Annotated in this window: 13 protein-coding genes; 6 read left to right on the top strand and 7 right to left on the bottom strand. The window is 41.9% G+C overall.

The genetic code is table 11. From position 1 onward, the window contains the following. Nucleotides 1-72: 72 nt before the first annotated feature. The 3 genes from topA to F887_RS15395 form a co-directional block, all read right to left on the bottom strand. Nucleotides 73-2,712 carry a type I DNA topoisomerase gene (topA, locus tag F887_RS15385; RefSeq protein WP_005291614.1) on the bottom strand — a complete coding sequence of 880 codons (2,640 nt, stop codon included), beginning with the start codon at nucleotides 2,710-2,712 and terminating at the stop codon, nucleotides 73-75. Nucleotides 2,713-2,745: 33 nt separating this feature from the next. After that, nucleotides 2,746-3,195: a hypothetical protein gene (locus F887_RS15390; RefSeq protein WP_004802536.1), complete on the bottom strand. Its 450-nt coding sequence runs from the start codon at nucleotides 3,193-3,195 to the stop codon at nucleotides 2,746-2,748. A gap of 158 nt (nucleotides 3,196-3,353) precedes the next feature. After that, entirely contained in the window at nucleotides 3,354-3,716 is a 363-nt protein-coding gene (locus tag F887_RS15395) for a winged helix-turn-helix transcriptional regulator (RefSeq protein WP_005291613.1), read from the bottom strand. Between the two features lie 99 nt (nucleotides 3,717-3,815). Between F887_RS15395 and F887_RS15400 the strand changes: the two genes are divergently transcribed. Next, entirely contained in the window at nucleotides 3,816-4,826 is a 1,011-nt protein-coding gene (locus F887_RS15400; protein WP_005291611.1) for a zinc-binding alcohol dehydrogenase family protein, read from the top strand. Between the two features lie 58 nt (nucleotides 4,827-4,884). On the opposite strand, the gene F887_RS15405 is transcribed toward F887_RS15400, so the two are convergent. After that, nucleotides 4,885-5,130, bottom strand: coding sequence for a SlyX family protein (locus F887_RS15405; protein ID WP_005155133.1), 246 nt, complete (start codon nucleotides 5,128-5,130; stop codon nucleotides 4,885-4,887). A gap of 32 nt (nucleotides 5,131-5,162) precedes the next feature. On the opposite strand from F887_RS15405, the gene F887_RS15410 reads away from it, so the two are divergent. Continuing rightward, nucleotides 5,163-7,058, top strand: a complete 1,896-nt coding sequence (locus F887_RS15410) for an ATP-binding cassette domain-containing protein (protein ID WP_005291610.1) — start codon at nucleotides 5,163-5,165, stop codon at nucleotides 7,056-7,058. A gap of 55 nt (nucleotides 7,059-7,113) precedes the next feature. Here F887_RS15410 and F887_RS15415 read toward each other — a convergent pair whose 3' ends face one another. After that, on the bottom strand, nucleotides 7,114-7,644 hold the full coding sequence (locus F887_RS15415; protein ID WP_032863058.1) for an O-acetyl-ADP-ribose deacetylase: 531 nt from the start codon (nucleotides 7,642-7,644) through the stop codon (nucleotides 7,114-7,116). 102 nt (nucleotides 7,645-7,746) lie between these two features. Continuing rightward, on the bottom strand, nucleotides 7,747-8,289 hold the full coding sequence (locus tag F887_RS15420) for a DUF4334 domain-containing protein (protein ID WP_005291608.1): 543 nt from the start codon (nucleotides 8,287-8,289) through the stop codon (nucleotides 7,747-7,749). A 209-nt stretch (nucleotides 8,290-8,498) separates the two neighbouring features. Here F887_RS15420 and F887_RS15425 point away from each other — a divergent pair, with 209 nt between their 5' ends. Then, nucleotides 8,499-9,434 (top strand): LpxL/LpxP family acyltransferase, encoded by a 936-nt coding sequence (locus F887_RS15425; RefSeq protein WP_005291607.1) that lies wholly within the window; start codon nucleotides 8,499-8,501, stop codon nucleotides 9,432-9,434. 62 nt (nucleotides 9,435-9,496) lie between these two features. Here the strand turns inward: F887_RS15425 and F887_RS15430 are convergent, their stop codons facing one another. Continuing rightward, on the bottom strand, nucleotides 9,497-11,008 hold the full coding sequence (locus F887_RS15430; RefSeq protein ID WP_005291606.1) for a PT dipeptide repeat lipoprotein: 1,512 nt from the start codon (nucleotides 11,006-11,008) through the stop codon (nucleotides 9,497-9,499). Nucleotides 11,009-11,142: 134 nt separating this feature from the next. Here F887_RS15430 and F887_RS15435 point away from each other — a divergent pair, with 134 nt between their 5' ends. From F887_RS15435 to F887_RS15445, 3 genes are read left to right on the top strand one after another with little or no spacing between them, the layout of a single operon-like run. After that, nucleotides 11,143-12,384, top strand: a complete 1,242-nt coding sequence (locus F887_RS15435) for a cupin-like domain-containing protein (protein WP_005291605.1) — start codon at nucleotides 11,143-11,145, stop codon at nucleotides 12,382-12,384. A 36-nt stretch (nucleotides 12,385-12,420) separates the two neighbouring features. Further along, a complete protein-coding gene (locus F887_RS15440) occupies nucleotides 12,421-13,302 on the top strand; it encodes a DUF6502 family protein (RefSeq protein ID WP_005291604.1) in 882 nt (293 codons plus the stop codon). A 2-nt stretch (nucleotides 13,303-13,304) separates the two neighbouring features. Then, entirely contained in the window at nucleotides 13,305-14,015 is a 711-nt protein-coding gene (locus F887_RS15445) for a hypothetical protein (protein WP_005291603.1), read from the top strand. The last annotated feature ends 214 nt before the right edge of the window (nucleotides 14,016-14,229 follow it).

Genomic DNA, 14,229 nt, shown 5'->3' with positions numbered 1-14,229 from the left:
AAAATTATTTTTTCTTGTTATTTGTTCCATAAAAAATGCCAGCAATTGCCAGCATTTTTTACACATCAATATTTAAGCTTCAACCCATTTCCCATTTTGGAAAACCAGACTCCACTTGGTTTGCTTGCCTTCTGCCGTCTCAGAGCCCACATATTGCGACTGATTCTTACGGCTAAATTTCACCACTGTTGGATTGCCTTCAGGATCTACATCTGGCGCTTCGAGCAAGAACTGATATTTCGGATCCAGTTGATCTGCAACACTGCGTAGCTCAGCCACTTTCGGTGCACGCGTTTCACGAATTTTCGGGAATTTACTTGCTGCCAAGAACAGGCCAGCCGCACCATCACGTAACACAAAGAAATCATCATGTTTGGCTGAACGTAAATGTTCCATTTTGATTGGATCAACACGCGGTGGTGCAGGTTGACCGCTCTTTAACACTTTACGGGTATTGTCACAGCTTGAGCAGGCAAAATATGGACCAAAACGACCCGTTTTCAACTGCATTTCGCCATCACATTTGTCACATGGAATGGTTGGACCATCATAGCCCTTAATCTTAAACTCGCCTTCTTCCAGTTCGTAGCCATCACAATCTGGGTTGTTACCGCAAACATGCAGTTTACGACCACCGTCCACCACATAGCTGTCCATTGCAGTACCACATTTAGGACAACGATGCTTAGACATCAAATCTGCTGTTTCGGCACCATCATCATCTGACAATGCAGCCAAAGACTCGACAGGCGTTAGATTTAATGTGCCCTTACAACGTTCTTTTGGCGGTAAGTTATAACCTGAGCATCCCAAGAATACCCCTGTTGTTCCAGTACGCACTTGCATTGGGCGCGAACATTCAGGACAAGGTACATCAGCAACTTCAACTGGCTGATTACGGCGCATACCGCTTTCACCCTGAGCATTGGTCAAACGTTTCTTGAAATCACCATAGAAGGTATCCAATAACTCTTTCCAATTACGCTCACCCGTTGCAACACGGTCTAACTGACCTTCTAAATCAGCAGTAAAGGCATAATTCATCAGGTTATTAAAACTTTCATCCAAACGGTCTGTAACAATCTCACCCATCTTCTCGGCAAAGAGACGACGGTTTTCGAGCTTCACATAACCACGTTCCTGAATGGTGGAAATAATCGCAGCGTATGTCGATGGACGACCAATGCCTTTTTTCTCTAATTCTTTCACCAACGAGGCTTCAGTAAAACGTGCAGGTGGCTTGGTAAAGTGCTGGCTCGGATCAAGTTTTTCCAACTTAAGCACTTCGCCTACTTTTACCGCTGGCAGTAAAATATCATCATCCGATTTATTGGCACCGCGAACGCGAGTAAAACCATCAAATACCAGAGTACGGCCTTTCGCCTTTAACTCAACATTTGAGGCTTCAACCGTTAAGGTCGAAGACAAGTATTCTGCTGGTGTCATTTGACAGGCAACAAATTGACGCCAAATCAAATCATATAAACGTTGCGCATCACGCTCTACGCCAGCAAGCTTATCGCCTGTCAATCCGACTTCAGATGGACGAATCGCTTCATGCGCTTCTTGCGCGCCTGCTTTATTGCCATAGCGATTTGGCTTGGCAGGGACATATTTTTCACCAAAATTTTGTTGGATATGGTTACGCACCATATTCACCGCGTCATCACTCAAAAAGGTTGAGTCAGTACGCATATAGGTAATAAAACCACCTTCATACAGACGTTGCGCCAGCATCATGGTTTTCTTTACCGAGAAACCTAAACGCGTACTTGCCGCTTGTTGTAAAGTTGAAGTGATATACGGTGCGCTTGGATTGACTTTGGTTGGTTTATCTTCGCGTAATGCAACTTTGTATTCAGCATCTTTTAATACGCTGAGTAAGGCATCAGTTTCGGCTTTATTTTTAAGCTTGAGTGTTTTACCTGCTTGCTTAACCGCTTCTAAGCGAATGTCATCTTTCTTTGACGTGGTATCTGCAAAAACCTGCCAATATTCTTCTGGAATAAATGCACGGATTTCACGTTCACGCTCAACCACCAATTTCACAGCAACTGACTGTACGCGCCCTGCTGAGAGGCCACGGGCAATTTTTTCCCACAGCAGTGGTGACACCATAAAGCCCACGACACGGTCAAGGAAACGACGTGCCTGCTGAGCATTGACACGGTTTAAATCAAGTCGTGTTGGCTGTTTAAACGCTTCTTGAATGGCATTTTTGGTAATCTCGTTAAAGACCACACGATGGTAACGGCTATCATCACCACCAATGACTTCTCTCAAATGCCAAGCAATCGCTTCCCCTTCTCTATCCAAATCCGTTGCGAGATAGATTGCATCAGCATCTTTAGCGAGTTTTTTCAGTTCGGCAACTACATTTTCTTTGCCTGGCAGCACTTCATAGTGTGCAATCCAATCATGCTCTGGGTCGACACCCATACGGTTAATCAGGGCAGATTGAGCTTTTTCAGTTTTCTGTTGTTCAGTCAGTTTAGCACGCGTTGCAGGCTTCTTTTCCGCAGACTTCGCACCGCCTCCTGTCGGTAAATCACGCACATGCCCCACAGATGACTTCACCACATACTGTGAACCCAAATATTTATTAATTGTTTTCGCTTTTGCAGGCGACTCCACAATCACTAAGGCACGTTTCTTTGCAGCAGATGCGGAAGCTGCTGTGCTTTCTGAAGCAGAGCGTGGAGTATTCGCCATAATAAATCGTTTTTCCTATGATCAATCAGAGAGTTAGCGCTGTGCTAAATCATGTAAATAAGCTTTTATCTGTTCAAGCTGTGTGGCTCTTAGGTCAGTTTCTTCATCCCAATACAGTCCGACACAGTTTGCCTGCATATCAATAGCATAAACTCCTTTTAATGCAATGGTTAAATCATTAAATTTCTGATCACCTTGCACCACCTGAAGTTTGCCATCGACCACACGCGCACGCATTAACGCCAAACGGGCATCTGGAATAAGTACACTATAATAAGCCACCATACTGGCACGTTTTTCCGAGGCCATTGGGATCTTTGTCCATTCTGGCGCAACGATTAAACGAGGATGCAATCCCATTTTACGTGCTTGGTCACGCATCATACCCAATGCTTTTTCACGCGGGCTGACACGTAAGCCAAAAATCGAACCGAGTACAAAAAGTACAATCGCGACCGTGATCCAAATTCCAATATTACTCATAAAGTAGCCCAAAACTTTCTTTTATTAGCGTTACATAAGTTGAATCCAAAAGGCAAGTTACAACGTAAAAATAATCTTGGATTCAACGGTGGCCTTTGAAGCATGCCTTTGCAGACCGCTCAAAGCCTAAAATACGAAATGCATTTAATACACTTATTTTATTCAGTAAGTGTTAATTTTCCGAATTGATCAAGATGTGCATCGCCCCAATTCTTTAATGCAACAATAATCTGCTCCAGACTATGGCCTAAATCAGTTAAACAATATTCAACTTTTGGAGGAACCTGAGGATAGACCTCTCGATGCAGCAGGCCATCTTGTTCTAATTCACGTAGCTGATTGGTCAGCATTCTCTGGGTAATACTCGGTACACGCTTGCGAATTTCGTTAAATCTCAAGGTGCCCTCATTAAATAAATGCCAGAGAATGACACACTTCCATTTACCATCAATCAAACTGATGGCTGCTTCGACGGAACAACCCGGAGAACAATCAAAACTCGAATGTCGCATTTTTGCCATTTTACAGTATCCTTTTTGACACTATGAGCGTTATTTGTCTGTAGTTACCAAAATTAAGCTTAAGTTATGCTGAGATTCCAATCAAGTGGAAGCATAACGATGAAAGCTGTGGCATATCAAAAGGCAGGCACAATTACATTAAACGATGCACTTATCGACATTGAACTCGACTCACCTATTGCACATGGATACGATTTACTCGTTCGTGTGCAAGCAATTTCTGTCAATCCAGTCGATACCAAAATTCGGAACAATAAAAGCGCGGAAGATGATCAATGGAAAGTTCTAGGCTGGGATGCGGTGGGTATTGTTGAGGCGATTGGCGAACACGTCACTCAATTCAAAATTGGTGAACACGTTTGGTATGCCGGTGCGCTCAACCGATCAGGCAGTAACAGTGAATTACAATTGGTAGACGAGCGCATTGTTGGACATAAACCCCAATCACTGGATGCAAGTGAAGCAGCAGCACTGCCTTTAACCGCAATTACCGCATGGGAAATGCTGTTTGATCGATTACAAGTACCTCAAACTGCCACTGAAAACACGTCGATCCTCGTCATTGGTGGTGCGGGTGGTGTTGGTTCTATTACCATTCAATTGCTGAAACAATTAACCAATCTGACCATCATCAGTACGGCATCTCGACCAGAGACGTCTGAGTGGGTAAAACAGTTGGGCGCAGATTATGTATTGGACCATAGCCAAGCTTTAGCGGCACAAATTCAACAGCTCGGCTTAAACGCCCCTTTATATGTATTTTCAACCACGCAAACAGATCAGCATCTCGCTGATATTGCAGAACTGATCGCAGCCCAAGGGCATTTCGGTTTAATTGATGACCCTGAACAACTCAACATTCAGCCCTTTAAATCAAAGTCTGTTTCGGTTCATTGGGAGTTTATGTTCACGCGTTCTATGTACCAGACCGAAGATATGATCAAACAGAGCCAACTGTTGAATCAGGTTGCAGGCTTAGTTGATGCTGGAAAAATAAAAACCACAGTGAGTCAGGTTCTATCACCAATCAACGCCGAAAACCTGAAACGTGCACATCAACAAATCGAAACTGGTACAACCAAAGGGAAAATTGTGCTGCATGGTTTTTAAATGCAATCATTCAAGGTAAATCTTACAGCAATGCAACTCCGCATTGCTGCATGATTTATTAATAATGAGGGGGTTTGTCATTCACAGGGTCAAAAGCGGCAATTCCTTCCGATAAATCTGAAGATTCAACGCGACGATATAAAAATTGCATTTGTTTTTTTAAATCAGCAATTTCCTGCGTTTGAATTGCGAGTTGTTGATTCAATTGTTCAACTAAATCATCTAAAAATGCAATTCGGACTTGCAAATCTTCAATGGGTGCGGAGAATGACGCGTGATTATCAAAATTTTGTGGTTTAGTCATTTCAGACCTCATCTGAACTTTTAGGAAACATTATGGCCTATATTACTTTAAGGGATGTCCATCTCGCATTTGGCGGACCTGCCCTACTCGACGGCGCGAATTTCAGCCTAGAACGTGGCGAACGAGTCTGTTTAATTGGTCGTAATGGCGAAGGTAAGTCTACTTTATTAAAACTGATTGAGGGAAGCCTGTTACCCGATAACGGTGAAGTTTCAATCCAAAATGGTTTAACTGTTTCAATGTTAGCCCAAGACGTCCCAATGGACTCAGGTAAAGTCGCCGACATCGTAGCCGATGGTGCAGGCGAAGCAGCCATTGTGCTCAAAGAATACCATGAAGCAAGCGATGCCTGCGTTTTGGGTGATATGGATGCCTGTGATCGCATGGGGATGTTGCAACATAAACTCGATCAACTCGATGGCTGGGCATTAGAAAATAAGGTCAACTCAATTCTGAGCAAAATGGGACTTGATCCCGATGCTGATTTAGCTGATTTATCAGGGGGGCGTAAACGTCGCGTATTGTTGGCGCGCGCCTTACTGACTCAACCAGATGTACTCTTACTCGACGAACCAACCAACCATTTGGACGTCGAAAGTATCGAATGGTTAGAAAAGTTTTTAATGGATCAAAATAATCTGACCCTGTTGTTTATTTCGCATGACCGTTCATTTGTCGACAGCATTGCCACCCGTATTGTCGAGCTTGACCGTGGAGTTTTGCGTAGCTACGAAGGGAACTACTCTCGCTATCTCGATCTCAAAGCTCAGCAAATGGAAGCAGAAGAAAAACAAAATGCTTTATTTGATAAAAAGTTAGCCGAGGAAGAGGCTTGGATTCGTCAAGGCATTAAAGCACGTCGTACCCGTAATGAAGGTCGTGTCCGTGCGTTGAAAGACTTACGTGAACAATCTAAAGCACGTCGTTCACAACAAGGCAAGGTCAGCATGGCAACGCAAGAAGCCAATCGCTCTGGTAAGTTGGTCTTTGAGATCGAACATCTCAGTGTCAGCTATGGTGCGCAGCCACTAATTAACGACTTCTCAGCTATCGTCCTGCGCGGTGATCGTATTGGTTTGGTTGGTGACAATGGTGTCGGCAAAACCACATTGATCAAAGCCATTTTAGGTGAAATCGAGCATGGCGGTTTGGTTAAAACGGGAACACAACTCGAAGTTGCCTATTTTGACCAGTTGCGTAATGCTTTAGACCTTGAAAAAACCGTGATGGCCAACGTTTCAGAAGGTTCTGATTTTGTTGATGTGAATGGTAACCGTCGTCATATCTATAGTTATTTACAAGACTTTTTATTCTCACCAGAACGTGCACGTACCCCAGTTAAGGCTCTTTCAGGGGGGGAAAGAAACCGTATCTTATTGGCAAAACTTCTGCTTAAACCATCAAATTTAATCGTCATGGATGAACCAACCAATGACTTGGATATGGTGACCCTTGAGCTGCTTGAAGAGATGCTGTCTGACTATAAAGGTACTTTGCTGTTGATCTCGCATGACCGTGCCTTTATGGACAATGTCGTGACTTCGACATGGGTATTTGATGGTAAAGGTAACATTGATGAATACATCGGTGGTTATCAAGACTATTTGGAACAGCGTCCAGATCAGAAGGTGGTTGATCAGAAAAGTGATGTAAAAAAAGCGCAAGCCAAAGCAGAAGCGGCCGCAGCACCTAAAAAGGTAAAACTCAGTTATAAAGACCAGCGTGAGCTTGAACAACTGCCTGCTGAGATTGAAAAACTGGAAACCGAGCAAACAGAATTGTCAGCGAAATTGGCGGATGGTTCATGGTTTGTTTCAGATGCCAATGCCGCAACCGCAGCCAGCCAACGTCTAGCTGAAATTGAAGAAGTATTGCTAGAAAAATTGGAACGCTGGGACATTTTAGAAAATATGTCGAAAGGCAACTAAATCGATGAAGCATTTACTCTTTCGAGGGTAAATGCTTCACTGCATTCGATTGAGTTTAGGCTAAATCAAAATCTTGTTTCAAAGATTGGTAAATATTAAAATTTTCATCATCAAAACAAACAAAAACAACCTCTTGTACAAACATTCCCGTTCTGAGTTGTTCAGCAATGATTTTTAACGCGATCTGTGCAGCAAGCTGTTTGGGAAAGCGATAAATCCCAGTTGAAATATTTGGAAATGCAAGGCTTTGTAGTTTCAACTCTTCTGCTAATTTAAAACTATTCCGATAGGCATTTTCCAATAATAAAGCTTCATCGTGCTGTCCATCGACCCAAGTGGGCCCAACCGTATGAATGACATATTTCGCAGGCAGATTTCCTGCGCTGGTCACGACCGCTTCACCAACTGCACAACCACCCTGCTTAGCACGGATTTTTTGACAATCTGCCAAAATCGCTGCGCCACCACGACGATGAATTGCGCCATCTACACCTCCACCGCCTAACAGTGAAGTATTGGCTGCATTCACAATTGCATCGACCATTATTTGGGTAATATCCCCTTTGATGATGCTTATAGTTTTCACCATGATCTCCTGATCGAAATAATGATTTATCTATAGACAAAAAGCATGTGCTTGATCTTACATCCAATTCTCAACAGATCAATCATCGTAGAGAGAGTTATATCACTCAAAGTCAAACGAGCTTTTATCATCCCGTTGCAGAATAAAAAAATAAGGCTGGGATTGTTGTTTTAGATCCATCCATCCCAATACGGTATTTTCATCTATCTTTCGAAAAACATCATGAATGGGCTTTTCATCATAAATCATCGTCGCCGATATTTCCCCTCGAAACTCAGTCATTCTTAAGCGAGCTTTACTGTCTTTGGTCTTTAAGAGCTTCAAACCACTGGCCAGATACTTACTATTCTTTTTTAAAAGGTTAAAATCAAGATTTAAAGGCAGCCATTTGGGATCAAGGAAAAATAGCGCTGTTTTCTTAGCGTTGAGTAAAACCAGTGGATATACCGTTTCCTGATCAATAAATAGCTTCCCATACCAGTTAGCTTGCTCCAATAAACCATTCATCGGATGACCTGTTACTACCTCAAACCCTTTCCAGCGACCATACATAAAGGGACAATCAACCCCATCTAATTGATCATAAAAGTCGATTATTTCCTGAACATCGACATTCTTTCCTTCTGACATTTCCTGAATATTCATCATCCTTTACCTTTTTTGTTTTATTGGTCCTCAACTCAATCTCGATTGAGTCAGGTGTGACCTGCATTGTATTATAGCGGAGGTAGAAGCAAAAATTTCTCATTCAATTTCCGTTGAGTAACAGCCGGACAAAAGCTTGTTCGCATATTCTCAGACTCACTTCATGTTACAATGCTCTGAAATTCAACGTTATTCATTCTACTAAGTTTATGAGTCAAAAACAGTCTTATACACCTGGCGAATTTCAATGGGAATTTCTATTACCCAAATATTGGAAAATTTGGATCGCCATTTTTTTTCTTATGTTATTGGCCATTCTCCCATGGGCAATTCAGTGGCGCTTAGCACATGGTTTAGCTGCTTTATGTTGGCGCTTGCTTCAGTCACGCCGTAAAACCACGCTTCGAAATTTAGAGCTATGTTTTCCAGAATGGTCTCCAGCTGAAGTTGAAGCTCAAGCAAAACAAGTGTTTGTCGATATGATGCTAGGCATGTTTGAAACACTGAATGCCTGGTATTGCCCAGAATGGTTTAAAGACCGTCATAGTATTGAAGGTTTAGAGCACATTACTGATGCAAAAGCACAAGGCAAAGGCGTGCTATTGCTTGGAACACACAGTACCTTGCTGGATGCAGGCGGTTATATTTGTTCGCAATATTTTGAGCCTGATGTGGTATACCGTCCACAGAACAATCCGATGCTGGATATGCTGATTTATCGTTGCCGTGCCACCATTTATCAACACCAAATTGATCATGATGATATGCGCGGATTGATTCGCCGACTCAAAGATGGCGGTGCGATTTGGTATAGCCCAGATCAAGATTTTGGATTAAAACAAGGAGTTATGGCCCCATTCTTTGGTGTTCCTGCTGCAACCGTCACTGCACATCGCCGCTTATTAAAAATCTCTAAAGCGGTTGCGATTCCCTTGTATTTCTATCGATATGGCGATGTCCGTAATCCACGATATAAAGTGCTGATTGAACCGATTGTTGAAAACATGCCAAGTGAAGATGAAGTCGATGATGCTGTTCGCGTGAATAAAATTATCGAGGCTCAACTTCGTATTGCCCCAACCCAATGGATGTGGTTCCATCGTCGCTTTAAAAACAGAGCTGAAGGTTACGATAAAATCTATTAATACAAAAAAGAGCCACTGCATAACTAAATGAGGTGGCTCTTTTCTAAAACAATAACAACAATTTAATTCGGGAATATAACCCCAGTACTTAAATCAAAATAAGTTGGCGTGTTGCTATACACTGAACCGAGTTTGACATTAATGAACCAACCTAAATTTCCCTGATCTTGTAAGCGGTTTTGGATTTCACTCGGTAGATCAAGTTTATAGATCGCATCTTCTTTAAATACTTTAGATTCAATATTGGCAGTACTAGCACTATCGCGCTCAAATAAATAGCCGCGTTTATTAAAGAAAGCGATAGCATTGTCTTTATCAATTAAATGATAACCTTCAGCTGCTTGCTGTTTCAGTAGCAGATCCAGCTTGGTTGGATTGTCATCATAGAATCCAGCTGGCGTGGTTGGCATTTCAAAGTAGCGATACGAATAAGTTCCATTGTGGGTACTACTGTTTACACAAGTTGGTACGTAGAAAGTTCCGTTGGTTGTACCATTATTGGTAAAGGTACTACCTGCAAAAATCAGCTTACAGCCTTGACCACCCAACTCGTTAAATGTTGCCAAAATACTATCACGGGTTGTATTGCTCAAGAAACGATTATCATAACTATAAGTTGCTGTTTTTTTGTTATTTTTTACAAATAGATATTTATAATTATTGCTCGGTGACTCACCTAATGATGACTTATAAGCCAAACCTGATTCACCTTGTTTTTTAATCTCAGCCAACCAGAACAAATAAACATTGGCAACCACATTAGTTTTTACATCGACAATTTTATAACTATAAGTATCAGTTGAAGCGTTATTTTTAACATATAAATTTTTAGGTTCAGGGAAATCACTATTTGGCTTCGCGACATCAACAGAATTGCTTGCTAAAGCATAGCCTTGCCCTCCTTGTTCATTGGCTTGTGCAAGGAAGTTATCAAAGGAGGTTTGATTGTCTAAAATGCGATAACTTGCCGTTGCATTCTTCACACTCGGTTTTAATAGGCTATAACCTTCGACATTGGTCCGGGTATAGCACGTCACTGTTTTCGATGGATCAACTGCGTCCATATAGGTTTGAATATCTTTTGCACTAGCCTTTTCGTTCACTGCGCACATGCCATCGCCCTTAAAGCCATATGCTGAGGCAAAGCCATTTGGTCGATGTCGATCACTATATTTCACCCGATTGACTGTAGTTGTACCACTGGTCTCTGTAGCCGAAATTTCACTAATAAGCGCATCATCCGAAGCAACATCATAGGTTTTAATCACGGCGCCCGTACAATCCTCTTTTTCGAATTGACGAGTTTCAGTGGTAAAACGAACACTCGTATCTGACGTCTTATGCACTGTTAAATTTGAACGACGTCCTTCAAAGCAAAAGCCGCCTAACCATGAACCGACAAAACGATCAGCCACGACTGGGGTCGGTGTAGGCGTTGGGGTTGGAGTCGGTGTAGGTGTTGGGGTTGGGGTCGGCGTTGGAGTCGGTGTTGAATCCGAATCGTTATCAGATCCACAGCCCACCAAGATTGCGCAAGTCACGCTCAGTGCTAATTGTGTCCATATTTTTTTCATTGCATCACCCTCTGTGTGATTTTTTCACATATTGTGTATGTGAAAATTTAACACTTTTCTGCTTGAGTGCAAATATGTTTATGCGTAAATTAATAACGAAAGGTCAAAATCATTTTTATTGATGGTTCAAATCTATGGATATGCAAGAGAATTTAGCTAGACAGTTCAGTGTCTTACCACAAGAATGGCAGCTATGGTTAGAAGAAAACCTAGAGCGAGGCTGTGCTCCAATCGACTTGGCTAATATTCTATTGCGTGAAGGATTGATTGATCTCAATAAAGATTTTTATACTCAAATACAAATCGATGAGCAGCACTATCGTGATCTCGAACACAGTGCAACAGAAAAACTAGCTCAGTTCAGCAGCGCTTTGAATCCCCAACAAAAAAAATGGTTAGCACAGGCAGTTTTAGATGGATCTGATAAAACTTATATTTATCAATCTTTGCAGCAACAGGGCTTGAGCGAAATTGAGATTGCTGTTGAATTTGTACAATTAAAACAACATCCTTATTTTCAAATTGCTCAAGAACAGCATTTTTTAGTCAAAAAACGTAATTGGTTGCTGAATACCTTAGATCGCTTTGCGCGTTTAAATCCTGAATATCAACACATCAATCGCATTGAAAAACCCGCCTTTGCCTATTTTATTCAACATTATTACAGTCGAAATTTACCTGTGATTTTGACCAATGTGGTCCAACATTGGCCAGCTCTGCAAAAATGGTCACCCCAATATTTCAAGCAAACCGTAGGTACCCAAGAGATTGAAGTTCAATTCAATCGTGAGCAAGATCCCTTATTTGAACGCAACTCGACTCAACATAAAACTCAAATGCGGATTAGTGATTTCGTCGATTTAATCGAACAGACTCAACATTCCAATAATTTTTATATGACGGCAAATAATGCCAAAGCCAGTCAGTCCAGTTTGGCCGCATTATTTCAGGATATTGACCACTTTCATGGTTATACCGACCATAGGCAGGTATATGACCGTAGTTTCATTTGGTTCGGACCGAAAGGCGCATTTACCCCATTGCACCATGATCTGACCAATAACGTTCTAGTACAAATTTATGGTCGGAAAAAAGTAACACTGATTCCTGCGCTACAAACCCCGCATCTCTATAATGATGTTGCAGTATTTAGTAAAATCGCGGATCCCCACCACCCCAATGTGCTCGAATCATTTCCAGACTTCGCTCAAAGCAGTAAACTCGAATGCATTCTCAATGAGGGTGAAGCTTTATTTATTCCTCTCGGCTGGTGGCATTGTGTTGAGAGTTTAGATATTTCCATGAGTGTCTCTTTCACTCATTTTAATATCGACAATAGCGGGGCAGAATCATTTCCCTCTCCAACTTATGCTTAAAGTAATTTATATCGAATCCATGGTTAAGGTGATTGAATGGTAAAACCAACAGAACGAGTCACGATAAGCAACGAACAATCTGGGCTTAATCTACAAGGCGTGATTCCACAAGATGCGGAAACGACATTGGAAAGTATCTTTCCAATGATGCAGCATATTGCACGTTGGCTGATTCATTCTGGTGTGGGCTATACTGATTTTGTGGCTGCCTTAAAGCCAATTTTTTATGCGCAGGCACTCACAGAATTAGATCGAATTCAACAAAACAAAACCGATTCGGCTGTCAGCTTATTGTCAGGTCTACATCGCAAAGATGTCAGTGCTTTTAGACAGCAAACCCATCAGAATGAAACCGAAACACCCAATTTTGCCATTAGCGTGCCTGCACGTGTTATTGCGCGTTGGATCGCGCTTGATCTGCCTCATCAAATCCCTGTTTCTGGTGAGGAAAATAGTTTTGAGGCGTTGGTCAGGCACATTTCAACAGAAAAGCATCCACGTTCAATCTTGTTTGAATTACAGCGTTTAGGGGTCGTTGAACAAACTGGGCAAAATGTCATTCTGCAACAAAATAGCTTTACCCCAAATAATCAAATGCAAGAAAGTAAAACCCTGTTTTCAGCCAATCTGAGTGATCATTTGGCCGCAGGAATTGATAACTTTATTAGTGAAAAACCCTTTACGCATCTCGAACAAGCCGTACATGCGGAGAAATTAACCGCTCAATCGGTTGAAGCACTTCGACAGTTAAGTATCGAACTTTGGCAAGACATGGCAAAACAACTCTTAAATGCCGCGATCCAGCATTGTGAACAAGACCAAGAAAAAGATGATGCAAATTATCAATTTCGATTTGGCGTTTACCAATACGATAGCCAGATAAAACTACAAGTACCTTATATTTTTAAGGATAAATAAAAATGAGAAGCTTACTGCTGCCCTTTGTTATTCTAATCCCTTTGGTTAACTTAACCGCTTGTGGAGAAAACTTTTCTGTTTCCAATGTCAGTCTTGGCGGAAGTGGATCTGGTACTCAGAAGCCCCTCCCTGGTGGTGACACAGGAGGAATTTCAAATCCATCCACGGGTGATAAAGATGAAGTCTATGAATATATAGTCACCATTCCACAGGAAACACAAGACACCTGCATGGGGATACAGCGTAATCTTCGCTTTATCGACTGGGAAACGAAACAGGCTTTGCCAATCGGTCGTGTTCAGCAGATTAACATCACACCCTTACAGATTGAGATTAAGAACACCACACCAAACTATGTATATCAATTGGTTCCTCTATGCAGCCCTATTGAGTTTCAGCTTGACCAAACCCCCATGGCCTTTTCTCAACCATTAAGATGTGGTGCCGATCAAGATGAACTGCAAGTACTTCGCCCATATGAAACACGTACTTATGAGCTGAACTTAACCTTTGCGGAAACTGAACTTCCATTCATCGTTAGTTACAACGCCTTTTACCAGACAGAACTACCAAGTGCTGATACCGAATGGAAAAAATGTGAGGCTGCGAAGATGGTCGTTCCTATTCATAAACGTCGTGTTCCAAAAGTAATTGGAAAAGAAGAGCCAACCGAGAGCGTCCCTGAAATCCCAAGTGGGGATACAGCAGATTAAATTTTCACTGATATTAAAAAATTAAAACCCGAGTTCTGCATCCTGCAAAACTCGGGTAAATGAGGTTGTGCTTTCACAATATTCTTATTATCCTGCGTCCATCGCATGCATCATATCCATGATGACTTTTCCATCTCAGCGTCGCTATCCGTAATCGGAATTCCATTCCTGCTTCCCTGTGCTGATGTATTTAGAATAAACCTTTTGCCGAGGT

The organism is Acinetobacter sp. NIPH 2100, from assembly GCF_000369805.1.
Taxonomy (GTDB): domain Bacteria; phylum Pseudomonadota; class Gammaproteobacteria; order Pseudomonadales; family Moraxellaceae; genus Acinetobacter.
The sequence above is the reverse complement of the archived record's forward strand: the minus strand, read 5'-3'. Positions and strand labels throughout refer to the sequence as shown.